This is a genomic window from Peptoniphilus catoniae (assembly GCF_901447155.2).
In the GTDB taxonomy this organism is placed as follows: Bacteria; Bacillota; Clostridia; order Tissierellales; family Peptoniphilaceae; genus Peptoniphilus_E; species Peptoniphilus_E catoniae.
In genome coordinates, this window is record NZ_LR588415.1 from 268,439 (window position 1) to 282,882 (window position 14,444).

13 protein-coding genes and 2 pseudogenes are annotated in these 14,444 nt (G+C 30.7%); 14 read left to right on the forward strand and 1 reads right to left on the reverse strand.

Annotation, left to right across the window (positions count from 1 at the left end; all coding sequences use genetic code 11):
• Positions 1 to 52: 52 nt before the first annotated feature.
• The gene (locus PEPCATONIAE_RS06045; protein ID WP_023370134.1) at positions 53 to 262 is read left to right on the forward strand and encodes a helix-turn-helix domain-containing protein; all 210 of its coding nucleotides are present in this window, start codon (positions 53 to 55) and stop codon (positions 260 to 262) included.
• Between the two features lie 36 nt (positions 263 to 298).
• On the opposite strand, the gene PEPCATONIAE_RS06050 is transcribed toward PEPCATONIAE_RS06045, so the two are convergent.
• Positions 299 to 1,105 carry a helix-turn-helix domain-containing protein gene (locus PEPCATONIAE_RS06050; protein WP_138160206.1) on the reverse strand — a complete coding sequence of 269 codons (807 nt, stop codon included), beginning with the start codon at positions 1,103 to 1,105 and terminating at the stop codon, positions 299 to 301.
• A 402-nt stretch (positions 1,106 to 1,507) separates the two neighbouring features.
• Between PEPCATONIAE_RS06050 and PEPCATONIAE_RS06055 the strand changes: the two genes are divergently transcribed.
• The 13 genes and pseudogenes from PEPCATONIAE_RS06055 (at position 1,508) to PEPCATONIAE_RS06115 (ending at position 14,403) form a co-directional block, all read left to right on the forward strand.
• Positions 1,508 to 1,738, forward strand: coding sequence for a helix-turn-helix transcriptional regulator (locus tag PEPCATONIAE_RS06055; protein ID WP_138160208.1), 231 nt, complete (start codon positions 1,508 to 1,510; stop codon positions 1,736 to 1,738).
• Between the two features lie 46 nt (positions 1,739 to 1,784).
• Entirely contained in the window at positions 1,785 to 3,782 is a 1,998-nt protein-coding gene (locus tag PEPCATONIAE_RS06060) for a DUF6619 domain-containing protein (protein ID WP_138160210.1), read from the forward strand.
• Between the two features lie 14 nt (positions 3,783 to 3,796).
• The gene (locus PEPCATONIAE_RS06065; protein WP_138160212.1) at positions 3,797 to 4,408 is read left to right on the forward strand and encodes an ATP-binding cassette domain-containing protein; all 612 of its coding nucleotides are present in this window, start codon (positions 3,797 to 3,799) and stop codon (positions 4,406 to 4,408) included.
• Between the two features lie 90 nt (positions 4,409 to 4,498).
• Entirely contained in the window at positions 4,499 to 4,909 is a 411-nt protein-coding gene (locus tag PEPCATONIAE_RS06070) for a hypothetical protein (protein ID WP_138160214.1), read from the forward strand.
• A 415-nt stretch (positions 4,910 to 5,324) separates the two neighbouring features.
• Positions 5,325 to 6,147: pseudogene (gene mobQ / locus PEPCATONIAE_RS08785) on the forward strand (MobQ family relaxase); the annotation flags it as partial.
• Positions 6,148 to 7,168: 1,021 nt separating this feature from the next.
• The gene (locus PEPCATONIAE_RS06080) at positions 7,169 to 8,167 is read left to right on the forward strand and encodes an ORF6N domain-containing protein (protein WP_138160218.1); all 999 of its coding nucleotides are present in this window, start codon (positions 7,169 to 7,171) and stop codon (positions 8,165 to 8,167) included.
• A gap of 88 nt (positions 8,168 to 8,255) precedes the next feature.
• Entirely contained in the window at positions 8,256 to 8,978 is a 723-nt protein-coding gene (locus tag PEPCATONIAE_RS06085) for a replisome organizer (RefSeq protein ID WP_138160220.1), read from the forward strand.
• A gap of 120 nt (positions 8,979 to 9,098) precedes the next feature.
• Positions 9,099 to 9,944, forward strand: a complete 846-nt coding sequence (locus tag PEPCATONIAE_RS06090) for an ATP-binding protein (protein ID WP_138160222.1) — start codon at positions 9,099 to 9,101, stop codon at positions 9,942 to 9,944.
• A 60-nt stretch (positions 9,945 to 10,004) separates the two neighbouring features.
• Positions 10,005 to 10,166 carry a recombinase RecR gene (locus PEPCATONIAE_RS06095; RefSeq protein ID WP_138160224.1) on the forward strand — a complete coding sequence of 54 codons (162 nt, stop codon included), beginning with the start codon at positions 10,005 to 10,007 and terminating at the stop codon, positions 10,164 to 10,166.
• A 78-nt stretch (positions 10,167 to 10,244) separates the two neighbouring features.
• Entirely contained in the window at positions 10,245 to 11,864 is a 1,620-nt protein-coding gene (locus PEPCATONIAE_RS06100) for a recombinase family protein (protein ID WP_138160226.1), read from the forward strand.
• 17 nt (positions 11,865 to 11,881) lie between these two features.
• Positions 11,882 to 13,357: pseudogene (locus PEPCATONIAE_RS06105) on the forward strand (helicase-related protein); the annotation flags it as partial.
• A 43-nt stretch (positions 13,358 to 13,400) separates the two neighbouring features.
• The gene (locus PEPCATONIAE_RS06110) at positions 13,401 to 14,057 is read left to right on the forward strand and encodes a hypothetical protein (RefSeq protein WP_023059442.1); all 657 of its coding nucleotides are present in this window, start codon (positions 13,401 to 13,403) and stop codon (positions 14,055 to 14,057) included.
• A gap of 145 nt (positions 14,058 to 14,202) precedes the next feature.
• Positions 14,203 to 14,403, forward strand: a complete 201-nt coding sequence (locus PEPCATONIAE_RS06115; protein ID WP_035112633.1) for a helix-turn-helix domain-containing protein — start codon at positions 14,203 to 14,205, stop codon at positions 14,401 to 14,403.
• Positions 14,404 to 14,444 lie beyond the last annotated feature (41 nt).

A 14,444-nucleotide genomic window follows, 5' to 3' on the forward strand; every position in this document is an offset into this window, starting at 1 on the left:
AGTGGTTTGTGTTATAATAATAAATATAAAACTACTGTAAAGGAGGTAACCTATGGCTCTTAGCTATAAACCCTTATGGCACTTATTAGTTGAAAAAAAGATGAATAAAGAGGACTTAAAAAGAGCTGCCAATATAACAAGTAATATAGTTTCAAGAATGAGCAAGGATACTTATGTAAATCTTGATTCTTTAGAAAAAATATGTTTAGCGTTAGACTGTACCCTCAATGATGTAGTTGAAATCGTAAAGGATACAGAATAACAACTATAAAATCACTTAATTATATATTAGGTGGTTTTATTTTTTTCGCCTAAAGTTAATACCGGAGTTTTTAATGATAGGAGATTTTTTGAATAATTTTCTTAATAACTCCTTTTCATCTTCAGATAACCTTTTATATTTTAGCTGAAAGGAATTACAGAAAATCTCAATGAATTTGTCCATGTTATTTCCGGAAGAAATCATAATCTGACGAATTTTCTGTAATGATAAGGCGGTATCATCTTCAGGAATACTGTCAATATCCTGTTCATGATTTTTACGAATATCTTTTATAATACTATCCCATGTTTTATGGGTAACATGACAAAAGAAATCTTCTTCGCTTACTTGAGAAGCCGATAGAGTTCTCAAAGTATGGTCATTAGATACATTGGGATTTTGGTTTATTATTTCAGTCCTTACAGTTTCAAGAGATGAATTTAAGTCATTAAATCGTTTAGTAGCAACACCATCAACAAAAATCTCCGTATCAGCTATAAGCTCCTTAAACTTATCATGTGTAGCAATTTCACAAAGTAAACGGTTATTGATAGAACCACTTAGCAATAAATCAATCATATCATCACTCAAGTGTAGATTAGTTAAATCTGTATTTGGGTGATTTTTATTTTCCGTAAGACAAAGTAAGTAATCAGTAGATACATTGTAAAATTGTGCAAGTGTAACTAAATTACCATGATTGATTTCTTTATAATCATCATTCTCATAGTTACCTAAAGCAGATTTTGAAATACCTGTTAGTTTAGCAAGCTCTTCTAAATTTAGATTATGTGCAACTCTTAAATCTTTTAAGCGTTCCTGTAAGGTTATTTTACACTTCATAACAGATAACCTCCTTGATACAAAATATTCTCATAAATATTATATCACACCATTTCCACAATCGTGGAAAAGTGGGAACAAAAAAGAATATTCCAAGATTTAGGACATACAGGAATAGGGACAAAAATGCAATATCATACAGACATAAAGAAAATTGTTCTTTGACAATTGAATGATCGGTCTGTAAGGATATGTATCTATGGAGAAGTAGGCGATGACTTTCTAAGTATCAGAAAAGAGCCTGCCAAGTAGAACAAAACGTCGCTGTGAGATTCAGGGGCAGGAACTATATCAGGTGTAACCGACAAAAAAAGGTAGAAGCGGCTAACGAAAACTGTTGAGAAATGAGAAATATTATAGTAAACTTATATTAACCAAAAGACAAAAGAAAAGGGGTAAACTTTGGATAATAGAATTGAAGAATATAGGAAACCGTTGGGGTTATCTCAACATAGATTAGGTAAAAAAATAGGAATATCAAGAGTGAGTATAAATAAAATAGAAACTGGAAAAACTGTACCTACTCTAAAGATAGCGAATGATATAGCGAATGCCTTAGGAGTTTGTATATATAAGATTTTTGATTTAGATGGTACTGGTAGGTATAAATGTTCATCTTGCGACTGTAGTTAAAAACACTAGTTAGAATAGTGATTTAAATATACAAAGGGGTGAAAATATGAAGAATATAATTCGGGTTTGTGGTGTAGTAATGTCAGTAGTTTTGCTATTGCTGACATGTAAATTATTGGAAGCAAATCAGCAATATGAGCCATTTAATTCGGAATCAATTATAGAACTAAATACCATTGATACAACGACAAAAAAAGATATATTGATAGAAGAACTGAATGATATTGTGGATAGTAATAATGGAGGGATGTACAAGGAAGTAGCAGGAACAGAAAATATTAGTAAAGAAAGAAACATTGTTTGGTTTGGTAGTAAAAAACCAAGTTCACATAATATCGTTTTAAATAATGACACTATTCAATGGTTATCAAATAATTTGTCAGGAAAGCTGATTCACAGTAACAATATGGGGGATACTCCATTATCAGGTGAATATGCTATAACAGACAATTTAAAGACTGACTTGGATGTGTGGGCGAAAAATAATGATATAAATATAAATTATTTTAAGGGTTCAAGCACTCTTAAAAGGATATATATGAGTCTCTTAGGCAATCCAATTGGAAATACATTGATGGCGATGTACATATTAACTCTTATGGTTTTCATTTCATACTTTTTGGTAAAAGCAAAAGAGCGAAGTATCAAATTGTTATCGGGAGTTAGTAAGCAGGGGATTTTCACATCTGATATAGAATATCTATCTAAAAATATGTTTATCGGATATTTGTGTGGGATTTTCTTTATGTCGCTATATTATTTATTGACAAAGAATTTTCAAAATTTGTTATTGATATTAAAGATGTCGTTAGTAAGCGTATTGGCATCGTTTGTTGTTATTTTGCTTTTGAGTATGATATTATCTGTGGTTGTTATTCCTAATGTTAAATACATTGCAAACAGAGAAATACCAATTAAAAAATTTGAATGCATGACAACGATATTAAAACTAGTAGCGATTGTATTTGCAGTATCTGTTTTAGCAAATACTGTTTTGTCTGCAACTGTAGCACAAAGAATGTCGAAGGAATATTCCTCTTGGGCAAATATTAAAAACACTTTTAGATTGTCATTTTCAACATTAGATGATTTATATGAGGATAAAAATTTAGAAGATGTAAAAAATTTTATTTCAGAAATGCAAAAAGAAAATAGCATGAGTATATCTCTTGTTGTGGATAAAAGTGTAGAAATGACTGACGAATTAAAAGAGGCTGGATTTGATCATTTTGTTATTGTGGATAAATCATGGCTTGATTTTGTTGGAGTAGGTGTAAATGAAGAAAAAACAAATGGAAAGTTGGTAACCTATGCTTTTGAAAGTATGAGTCCCTCACTCAAGAAATTTGCTTTAGAACAAATGCCGTTATTGATAAACGAAGATGTAGTAAAAACGGAAAAACTAAAATACTATAAATTTATAGGAAGAAAAATGGGAGCTTTAGCACCTAACACTGGCGATATGGATGCTTTAATGTCCTTAAAAAATCCTTTAGTGGTTGTTATAGACAATCCTGCCAAAGAATTAAAGGTTCAGGGATTCGTAATTCCAACATTGTCAAGTGGCAATATAATATTTTCAGATAAGGCTGTGTTAGATAATAGCTTGAAAAATAACATTATGAAAAAATATATAATTTCAGTGGATAATATAGCTGATTTAGCTTTAAAAATTGCCCAAGATTTTAAGGAGCAATTTTGGAGTTATATTATGGCTAGTGTTACTCTGTTAGCAACTATAGTTTTTGCAGGATTGTTAAATGCAAAATTATGGGCGTATAAAAATAAGAGAAGAATATACATTATGATGACCAACGGAATCAAATGTGGAGATATTTTTAGAGAAAGTAAGAAGAAAGATATATGTATATTTGCAATTGGGATTTGTATAGCTGGATTTTTATCATATTTTGTACAAAATATGAGTATAAGTATTATTGGAAGTGTTGTTGCCGTTATTTTGATACTTTATATTATAGGAATTAGTTTAAGCTATGGCTTTTTTGCAAAAAAAGAATTCAATAATGCGATTTATAGAATTTAGATGGAGGTAATGTAATGATTAGAGCTGAGAAACTATGCCTAAGGATAAAAGAAAAAACGATATTTGAAAATATGAGTTTTTATATAGAAAAACCACAAATGGTAGCTATAACAGGAGTTTCAGGAAGTGGAAAAACTTCACTACTAAATTGTATGGGGTTAATAAAGGATGTAAGTTCAGGAAAAATCTATATAAATAATAAAGATTGTACTTGTTTACAGGAAAAAGATAAAATTTCATTTTGGGAAAACACAGCTACATTTATATTTCAAGATTATGGGATTATTGATGAAGAAAGTGTTCTTTATAACATTACATTCTCGAATAAGAAGTCTAATCAAAATAAAGCTAAGGCTTATTTAGAGAAAGTGGGGTTGAAAGAAAAGGCTAACAATATTGCATCTACTTTATCAGGAGGAGAAAAGCAAAGATTGGGAATTGCAAGAGCATTGTATAAAAAAGCCAAAATAATTTTTGCTGATGAACCAACTGCGTCCTTAGATGAAAAGAATAGAAACATTATAATAAACCTCCTAAGAGAATGCGTGAATAATGGTATATTAGTGGTAGTTGCAACTCATGATGATAGATTATCTCAATCTTGTGATAAGATAATTTCGATGTAAATTGCTTGGATATAAAAAGTTTAAAGGCTATTTATCTATTAAAGATATTTAGCCTTTTGTATTTTATAAAATTTGAAAGGAGAATTAAAAATGAAAGAATTAGAAAAAGTAATGGAACAATTAGAAAAGGAAAATACTAAAATTGAAAAGGCACAAAACAGAAAGAAACTTCTTACTCAGAAGCAAAGCAAATTAAAAAGAAAAGCTGAGACGCAAAGAAAAATTCAAAAGGGCGGAGTGTTTGAAGCCTTTGAAAGAGAAATTACAGGTAGACAAGAAGATACAAATAACGATTTAATCTATGCCTTTTTAGATTATGTCCTATCAGATAACAGGAATAGAGAAAAGTTAAAGGAACTTACAGAAATTCATCTTAGAGCTAAAGAGATTGATGTAGAAGAAATTAAAAATCCTGATGATAAAAATGACAGCATAGACAGTCAGAAAGTAGAAAAGCCAGATGAAGATATGGAAGATGATTTTTTAGAAAGTGAAGATTAAAAATAAAGATTAGATAGGTGGCTTTTATGAAAACTAAATATGAGAATTGATGTAGCAAAGTGGAGAGTAATTTTAACACTTTGCTTTTTTGTTGATTTGGTAAATCTACAAAAAACGAAGTCCACAGGGGTTTAAGGGGGAGTAGCCCCCTTGAATAAATAAAAATGCTTTAGCGTTTTTGTTTCCTTAGCGGAGCGATAGGCTTTCTGCAAGAACGCAAAGCATCGTAGTCAAACGGTGTATCTTTGCGCCCTTTGAAAAAGGGAGCGAAGATACACATCATCATAAGGATACTAAAATATGAAAATTAAATACCAGATAAAGATTAGCAGATAGAAAAATACTAAAGAAAAATCTATCTGCTTTTCTTATGCCTAAAAATATAAAAATAAAAAATTGAAAGGAGCGAAAAAGAATGGAAATCAAGAGCCTACATACCCATGTAGATATAGTTTCAAGGTCAAAAGGGCATAGCGTGATTGCAAAGGCTGCATATAATGCAAGAGATAAATTAAGAGATGAATACTATGTAAAAGTCCATGATTACTCTAAAAAAGATGACCTTGTTTTTTCAAAAATATTCTTGCCGGAACATATCCCAAAAGAGTTTTCCGATAGAGAATACCTATGGAATAGTGTTGAAAAAATAGAGAAAAGTAAAAACTCACAGCTTGCAAGAAATTTACTCTTTGCACTTCCAAGAGAATTAAATGAACAGGACAGAATAAAACTTATCAGTGAATTTATTGAAGAAAACTTTACCTCTAAAGGTATGATAGCAGATTGTAATATTCATAATCCTATGGCAAGCGATAATGAAGAACAACCCCATGCCCATATCCTACTTACTCTTAGAGAAATTGACGAACAAGGAAAATGGAAACCTAAAAGCAGAAAAGAATATATCCTTGATGAAAATGGAGAAAAGATAAAGCTAAAAAGTGGAAACTATAAATCAAGAAAAGTAAATCTAAATGATTGGAACGAACCTGACAAAGCAAAAGAATGGAGAGAGAATTTTTCAAAGAAAGCAAATGAGTATTTAGAAAAAAATAACATAGATAAAAGAATAGATCCACGCACCTTTGAAGAACAAGGAAGAGAAGAACTACCACAAATTCATTTAGGGACAGCAAGTTTCCAAATGGAGAAAAAAGGTATACAGACAGAAAGAGGAAATCATAATAGAAAAATCATAGCCTTAAATAAAGAGTTCAAAAAATTAAAAGAAGAAATTGCAGAAATAGGAAATTGGATTTTAAGTTTGGTAAATATGGTAAAGGGACTGTTGAAAGGATTTTCTAAAGAAAAACAGGAAGAATATAATCTAACTCCAAACCTCTTTAATGTCTATTCCTATCTTGAAACCTACTATAAAATTCAAAAGGAACTTTCTAAAAATCTAAGTTATGACAGTAGAATGAGAAAAGAACATTTTGACTCTAAGAAATATGTCAAAGCCCTATCCTATATGAGTAGCAATAATCTAAAGACAATCATAGATATCCAGTTTAAAAAAGATGAAGTATTGACAAAGCTAAAAGAAAATAAGGAAAGAGTAGCGGATTGTAACAAGCAAATTAAAAATATAAAAACTTTAATCAAACAGGCTAAAATAATGAGAGAACATAAAACTGTCTATGATAGATACAAAGGAGCTGATAATTCTATCTTCAGTAAAATAGCAGGAGCAAGCAAAGAAGAATATTACAATTCCCATAAAGAAGAAATTGATAAATATATTAGAGCAAAATCTATTCTAAAAAAATTAAGTGGAAGTGAAAAGATAGAAACAAAAAAATGGGAGAAAGAAAAAAGAGAGTTACAGACTGATATAAATCATCTCACTTTTAACCAAAAATTTATAAAAGAGGAAATCTCTCAAATAAACCATATCAAATATGCAGTAGGTGAAGTAAATAAAGACTTTGGAATAGATATAAACATTGAGATAGAAATAGCCTATAAAAAAGCTATTGTAAGGGGAGAAAAGCCAAGCGTAAAAATGGCATTAGAAGAATTTCAAAGACAGATTAAAAGAGAGGATAGGCAAAAAGCATGGGCAAAGGAGCATTACAAAAAGAAAGACCATATTCATAAGGAAACTGAGAGATAGAAAAGAGCCTGTATTTTTTGTATAATTATATCAATTAGACTTTGAAAAGATGATGGAGAATTGCTTACAAGCTGTAAGCTAAATGAAAGAAAGAGAAAATGGCTACAAGTTGTAGCCTGAAAAATATATTGGAGGTGCATTTTGTGGAAGAGCAAAATAAAGAGATAGTAATTGTAGATGATAAAACTATAAAAGAAAAAATCTATCTTATTCGTGGACAGAGAGTTATGCTTGACACTGATTTAGCAGAAATATACGGTTACAGCACAAGAGCGTTTAATCAACAGGTAAGAAATAACATAGAAAAATTTGACGATGATTTTATGTTTAGATTAGATAAAATTGAGTTGGAAGATTTGCGATCAAATTTTTTGACCGCAAATGTTAGTCCTAAAAGTAGAGCATTGCCTTATGTGTTTACAGAACAAGGTATTTATATGCTTATGACTGTGCTGAAAGGTGAACTTGCTATAACACAATCAAAAGCACTTATTAGAACATTTAAGCAGATGAAAGACTTCATAGTTGAAAACCAAGATTTTATCGGCTCAAAGGAATTGGTTCAAATAGCAATTCAAACAAATAAAAATACAAATGATATTGCAAGGATGGATAGCAAGATTAACACGTTAGCTACTAAAGAAGATTTGAAAAAAGTAATGGACAATTTTATAGACCCAGAAACATATAAACATTTCCTTTTGATGAACGGAGATAAGATAGAAGCTGATGTTGCCCATACGAAAATATATAAATCAGCAAAGAAAAGTATTTATGTTATAGATAACTATATAGGGCTTAAAACACTTGAACTTTTAAGAGCTGCAAGAGATAAAACTCAAATTATAGTCTTTAGTGATAATGTTAAAAATAAGGATATGCTTACAAAAAATATTTTAGATGATTTTAGAAAAGATTATCCTAATATAGACCTGAAGCTAAAGATAGCCGGTAAAAAGTATCACGATAGATACATTGCCATAGACTATGGAACAGAAAATGAAGCCTTTTATCTTTGCGGAGCTTCATCAAAGGATGCAGGGAATAAGGTATCAAGCATTACCAAGATAGAAGAATCTTCTAAAGATATGTACCATGATATGTTTAGTAAGATGTTAAATAATAAAGACTTAAAAACTTAATATATAATTATGAAAAAATTATAGCAATATGCAAGGCGGTAGAAGTAGAAATCTATCGTCTTTTTTTATTGAAGAAAGGTAGAAACAAATGGCAGATAAAAGAATGTTTTCACTAAAGATAGTGGATAGCGATTTATTTTTGGATATGCCACTAAGTAGTCAATGCCTATATTTTCATTTATCAATGAGGGCAGATGATGACGGTTTTGTGGATAATCCAAAGAAGATAATAAAAATCATAGGGGCAAATGATGATGACTTAAAAATCCTAATTACAAAAGGTTTTGTAATTGTCTTTGAAAGAGGAATTATAGTCATTACTCATTGGAAGATAAATAACTTTATCAGAAAAGACAGATATAAGCCGACTATGTATATAGAGCAAAAACAACAGCTTTATCAAACAGAAAATGGAGCATATATTTCAGAAGAAAAAGCTGGTTGTCATCTGGTTAACCAAAGGTTGTCAAGTGGTCAACCCAGTATAGATAAGGGTAGATTAGATAAGGTTAGTATAGATAAGGGGAGAATAGAGCAGGTTGCCCCAATTTCTCTTTATGGAGAATATAAAAATATTCGCTTAACCGATGAAGAATATCAAAACCTAAAAGATAGACTGCAAGGTCATACTGAAATAATGATTGAAAAACTGTCAAGGTATATCAAAAGTAAAGGCACAGACTATCAAGACCATTATGTAACAATCCTTAATTGGTATGAGCAGGATAAAGAAAAACTATCACAGATAAATAATAAAAATGGAAGTAACAGAATCTATTCAACCAACTATGAGGACAGCGACAGCCTATAAATATCATACAACAAGGTGGAAAGGTGTTTTTAGAGCGTTAAGGCTTAAAAAGGTATCAGAATATAGCTAAAACCTTAAAACGCATTTTACAAGCTAATACAGAAAAGGAGAAATAAGATTATGAATGATAGAGAAAATATTATTACTATAAAAATTCAAGGTACGGATTTTACCTACAACAAAGAAACTCACTATGAAAAAGACGGACATATCTATTGTAAGACTTGTAATGAAAGAATAGACGGAAAGCCAATTCCAATGTTAGATAAGCCTATGATTATTAGAACAGCTTGTAAATGTGTTAGAGATAGACAGGAACAAGAAAAACAAAGAGAAAAACTGTTAAAACAAGATAGGTTAAGACAAAACTGCTTTATATCCAAAAATCAAATAGCCTATACTTTTGAAAATGTTGATGAAGATACCGACAAGGACATCATCAAGAAAGCTAAAAACTATGTAAAGCATTTTGAAGAAATGAGAAAGGACAATGTAGGCTTGCTTTTATATGGAAATGTAGGAAGTGGTAAGACATATATAGCGTGTAGCATTGCCAATGCCATAATTACAGAATATTCCTATACGGTTAAGATGAGAAACTTTGCACAGATACTAAACGACTTACAAAAAGGTGGCTTTAACCTTGATAGAAATGAGTATATTGAGCAGATAACAAGCTCTACCCTCTTAATACTTGATGATTTTGGGATAGAAAGAAATACAGAGTATGCCTTAGAGCAGATTTACAATGTAATCAATGCAAGATACTTAAAAGCAAGACCGACCATTATAACGACAAACCTTAACTTTAAGGATATAGAAAAAGAACAGGAAGATATAATGCTTGGCAGGATTTATTCAAGGATAATAGAGATGTGTTTACCTCTTAGGGTAACGGGACTTGATAGAAGAAAAATACAAAGCAAAGAAAAGCTGAAGAAAGCACAAAACTTAATAGATGAGTAGAGGCGGTTAGAGAGTAAAAAATCTAATCGCTTTTTATTTTACAGGAAAGGACGTATGTAGATGAATAATGAAAAAAAGAAGAAAAACAAGAAAATAAAATTTGAAATTAAAAGAGTATATGTAGGGAAAAAGCCCATTGAAGAAGTGTTTGAGGGAGTAATTGAGCATATAGCTATGAAAAATTTAGAAAATACGAAAGAGGATAAACGAACGCAAGCGTGATGAATAGTTGAATATACAGGAGTGTTTTGATATAATAATCATATTGAGATAGTCCTGTTAAAAGAAAGGAGCGTAAAATTGAACAGGACTAAAAAATATATTGCAGCTTTGTATTGCAGATTGTCAAAAGATGATGGTAGTACAAATGAAAGCATGAGTATATACTCACAAAAAGCAATGCTAAAACAGTATGCAGAACAAAATAATATAGCTGTATATGATTATTATGTTGATGATGGCTATTCAGGGACAAACTTTGAAAGACCGGCATTCAAAAAGATGATAAGCGATATAGAAAACGGAAAAATAAATTGTGTTATCACAAAAGATTTATCAAGACTTGGAAGAAACTATCTTGAAAGTGGTGCATATATTGAAATGTATTTCCCACAAAAAAATGTAAGGTATATCGCAATCACTGACGGGATAGATACCTTAAATTCCTATGAGTTTGATATAATGCCATTTAAGAATATCTTAAATGAAATGTATGCCAAAGATACTTCAAAGAAAGTAAAAAGTGCCTTGAAAAGTAGAATGAAAGAGGGAACATATATTGGCTCAAAAGCCCCATTCGGCTTTAAGAAAGATCCTGATGACAAGCATAGGTTAATTATAGATGAAAGGGTAAAACCCATCATAGAGCTTGTCTATGAGCTTTGTTTAGAGGGGAAAGGTACACAACTAATAAGTCAGGAAATGATGAAAAGGAAAATACCAAGACCAAGCTCCTTTTTAGAAAATGCAGATAAGCTGTATGGACTGACAGAAGAAAATAAGTACAAATGGACACATAGAATGGTTCTTAGCATTTTAAGAGACCCTGTCTATTGTGGAAATATGGAAAGAAACAAAAGACCTACTCTTTCATTCAAGAATAGAAAAAGGCTATATGTCCCCAAAGAAGATAGAATTGTTGTAAAAGATACTCATGAGGGCATTGTAAGTGAGGAAGTATGGACACAAGTACAGAATATGCTTGATAAAAGAAAGAATACAAATAAAAGCAGTATAACCTATGATAATATCTTCAAAGGTTTAGTTAAATGCCCTGATTGTAATTATGCCTTGACGCCAAAGACAGATTATAGACTGAATAAAAAAGATACAATAGATTTTGTGCATTTCTCCTGTTCAGGCTATAAAAAGTATGGAGTAAAGGCTTGTACATCACACAGGATAAACGCAAGAGATTTATACAATGTTGTACTTGAAGATATACAGTATCATGGGCAAATGGCACTATCAAGCAGAGAAGATTTTGTTATGAAAATTGCTGAGAAGATAGACAAAGATAAGGTTGATGAAAGAAAGGACAAAACAGAAAAGTTAAGTCTTTATAAAAATAAGCTGAAAGATTTGGATAAAGCCTTTGAAAAACTCTATGAAGATAGGCTGAGTGAAAGCATATCAGAGCGTAACTTCAATCTTATGAATGAAAAACTATCAAAGCAGCAAGAAGAACTAATTGAAGAAATAGACTTGCTTGAAGAAGAAATAAAGGCAATAGCAGATACAGAGGAAAACTGTCAGCAGTTTGTAGAGAATATAAGCAAGTTTGCAAAGATAAAAGAGTTAAACCGTTATATTCTTAATCAAGTTATAGACAAGATATATGTGTATGACAAGGAAGAAGTTGATGGAGAAATAAAACAGAAAGTAGAAATACACTATAAATTTATAGGGAAATTAGATTGACCACTTAGGACAGTTCAACTGACCTAGAGCAAAGAAGTGGTAGAATTGTTCGTCAGGGCAATGAAAATGATAAGGTAAATATCTTTAGATATGTAACCGAGAATACATTTGACGCCTATTTATGGCAGACAATAGAGAATAAGCAGAAATTCATTTCTCAAATTATGACTTCAAAAACTCCAGTAAGAGTTGCAGAAGATGTTGATGAAGCAAGTCTATCTTATTCAGAAATTAAGGCTTTAGCTACTGGCAATCCTCTAATTAAAGAAAAAATGGATTTAGATAACGAAGTTACAAAACTAAAAATGCTGGAAGCAAACTATAAGTCTAATAAATACAAGCTTGAAGATAAGGTAAATAAAATTTATCCTCAAAGTATTTTAAAAACTGAAATGGAAATAAAAGCAGTTAAAGAAGATATTGCAAGTGTAGAGAAATTAGGAGAAGGAGATAACAAATTCACTTCAATTAGTCTTGGAGCAAATAAAATTTTAGATAAGAAAGAAGCAGGAGAGAAGCTACTAGAAGAAATAAAGAAGGTAAAGATAAATGATAGCAAAGTTATTGGTAAATATAGAAATTTAGACTTACAAGTTTCATATAACTTTATGACTAATACTCACACCTTTAAACTCCTAGGAAAAGCAGAATATTTTGGAGAGTTTTCAAACTCTACTGATGGCAATATAACAAGGCTTGATAATGCAATTGAAAAAATGCCTTCAAGACTTGAAAGGTTAAATCAAAACCTTGAAAACTATAAAGAATCTTTAGAAAATGCTAAAGTAGAATTAACTAAACCATTTGAAAAAGCAGATGAGTTAAGGGATAAGACGCTAAGACTAGCTGAAATTAATAAACTTTTAGATATGGGAGAAGTGGAAGAATTAGAAAACCAATCACCACTATTAGAAGATTTAAAGAGGGCGATAGTTGATTATTCTAACTACGAGTTTTCAGAATCCAATAGCTATGAAGATTTTGACAAACTATACCCCGATTTAAGCCATATAGGACTTGCCTATACAGAAACACCTGATGGTAAGCATTCGATTCAATATGAGGTAAATTTGGAAGAAAAAACATGGACTCAGTATGTAGATAATGTAGCTATTAGAACAGAATCTTTTGTAGAGGAAGATATATCTAACTCACAAGCTCTTAAAGATATGACCGAGGCTATAAAGATGTCTAGTTTTGATGATCTGGTATCAGTAGATGAAGAAGATTTAAAACAAGCTTTAGGCTTAGCAATAGATGATGATGGAAACTTCTATGATCCACTAGCAAAAGATCTTGATAATGACGGAATACCAGATAGGTATGACAATGATTTTAAAGATAGTGATTACTTTGAATCAACTTATGATGTAGAGGATAATCTTCATGCAAGGGAAGAGAAACCATCGATATTAGGACAAATATCAAAATTCAAATCAGAAGAAGAAAGAGATAAAAATCAAGAAAAAAGTGAAAAAGGACAAGAACGATAAAGGAGGGCGTAAGGCTCTCCTTATTTAGTACAAGGAGGAATTTATGGAATACAAAGATATTAGAGAAAATTTAGAAGAAATGATGAATGATAACTACAAGGATTTTATAAAAGCACTTGTGAGCATAGAAAAAGGTGTCAATGATGAAAAGGCACTTGAAGAAGTCTATGTTTTATATATGAACAATGACACAACAGGTCTACTAAGTGATGATTTTGATTATATGATTGATGATATGAAAGAACAAGGTAAGATTGTTGAAAATACCAATGAACTTGAAGAAAAAGACGACCTCATAAATCTCGTGGGTAATATATCTGGCAAAGTAGAAAACCTTGAAAGAGAAAATGCAAATGGAGAAAAGTTCAAAGTAAGTAACTTTTCTCTTGTTTCAAAAGATGACGATGGAAATAAGGTATATACAAATTGTTCAGCCTATGGAGATAAGACAAAAGATTTAAAGGACTTAAAACAAGGAGATTTTGTTAAAATCTTCGGACAAGTAAAAACCAGTATTGACAACAACGGAAAGGAACATAAAAATATTCGTATTTTGTCTTCTAAGCTATTAAAAGCAAAAGAACAAGTAAAGAGTCAAGACAAGGATAAAAAGTCCATAATAGGGCAAATAAAAAGCTTTAAGACAAACGATAAAACTAAATCTAATAAGAAAAATCATAGCAAAGGCACAGAAAGATAAATATCGGCAGTCTTCGGACTGCCTTTATTTTTTTGTTCAATTTAACGCAGTAAATCATATAATTGAAAGGAATCTGTGTTATATGCTATAATTAGGTAGTTAATCTATACCTTTAGAAAGGTAAAATATAGTATTGGAGAATGATATGGGATTTTCATATAACAAATTATGGAAGTTATTAATAGATAAAAATATGAAAAAAACAGACTTACAATGTGCAATAGCAACAACTCCCAAGACAATAGCCAAGATGGGAAGAGATGAAAATGTAAGTTTGGAAACATTAGGAAAGATTTGTGAGTATTTTCAATGTGATATTGGGGATATTATTGAATATAAAAAATAGAGTTGAGGCAAATAGTAAATAAGATTCTTACTTATATTTGT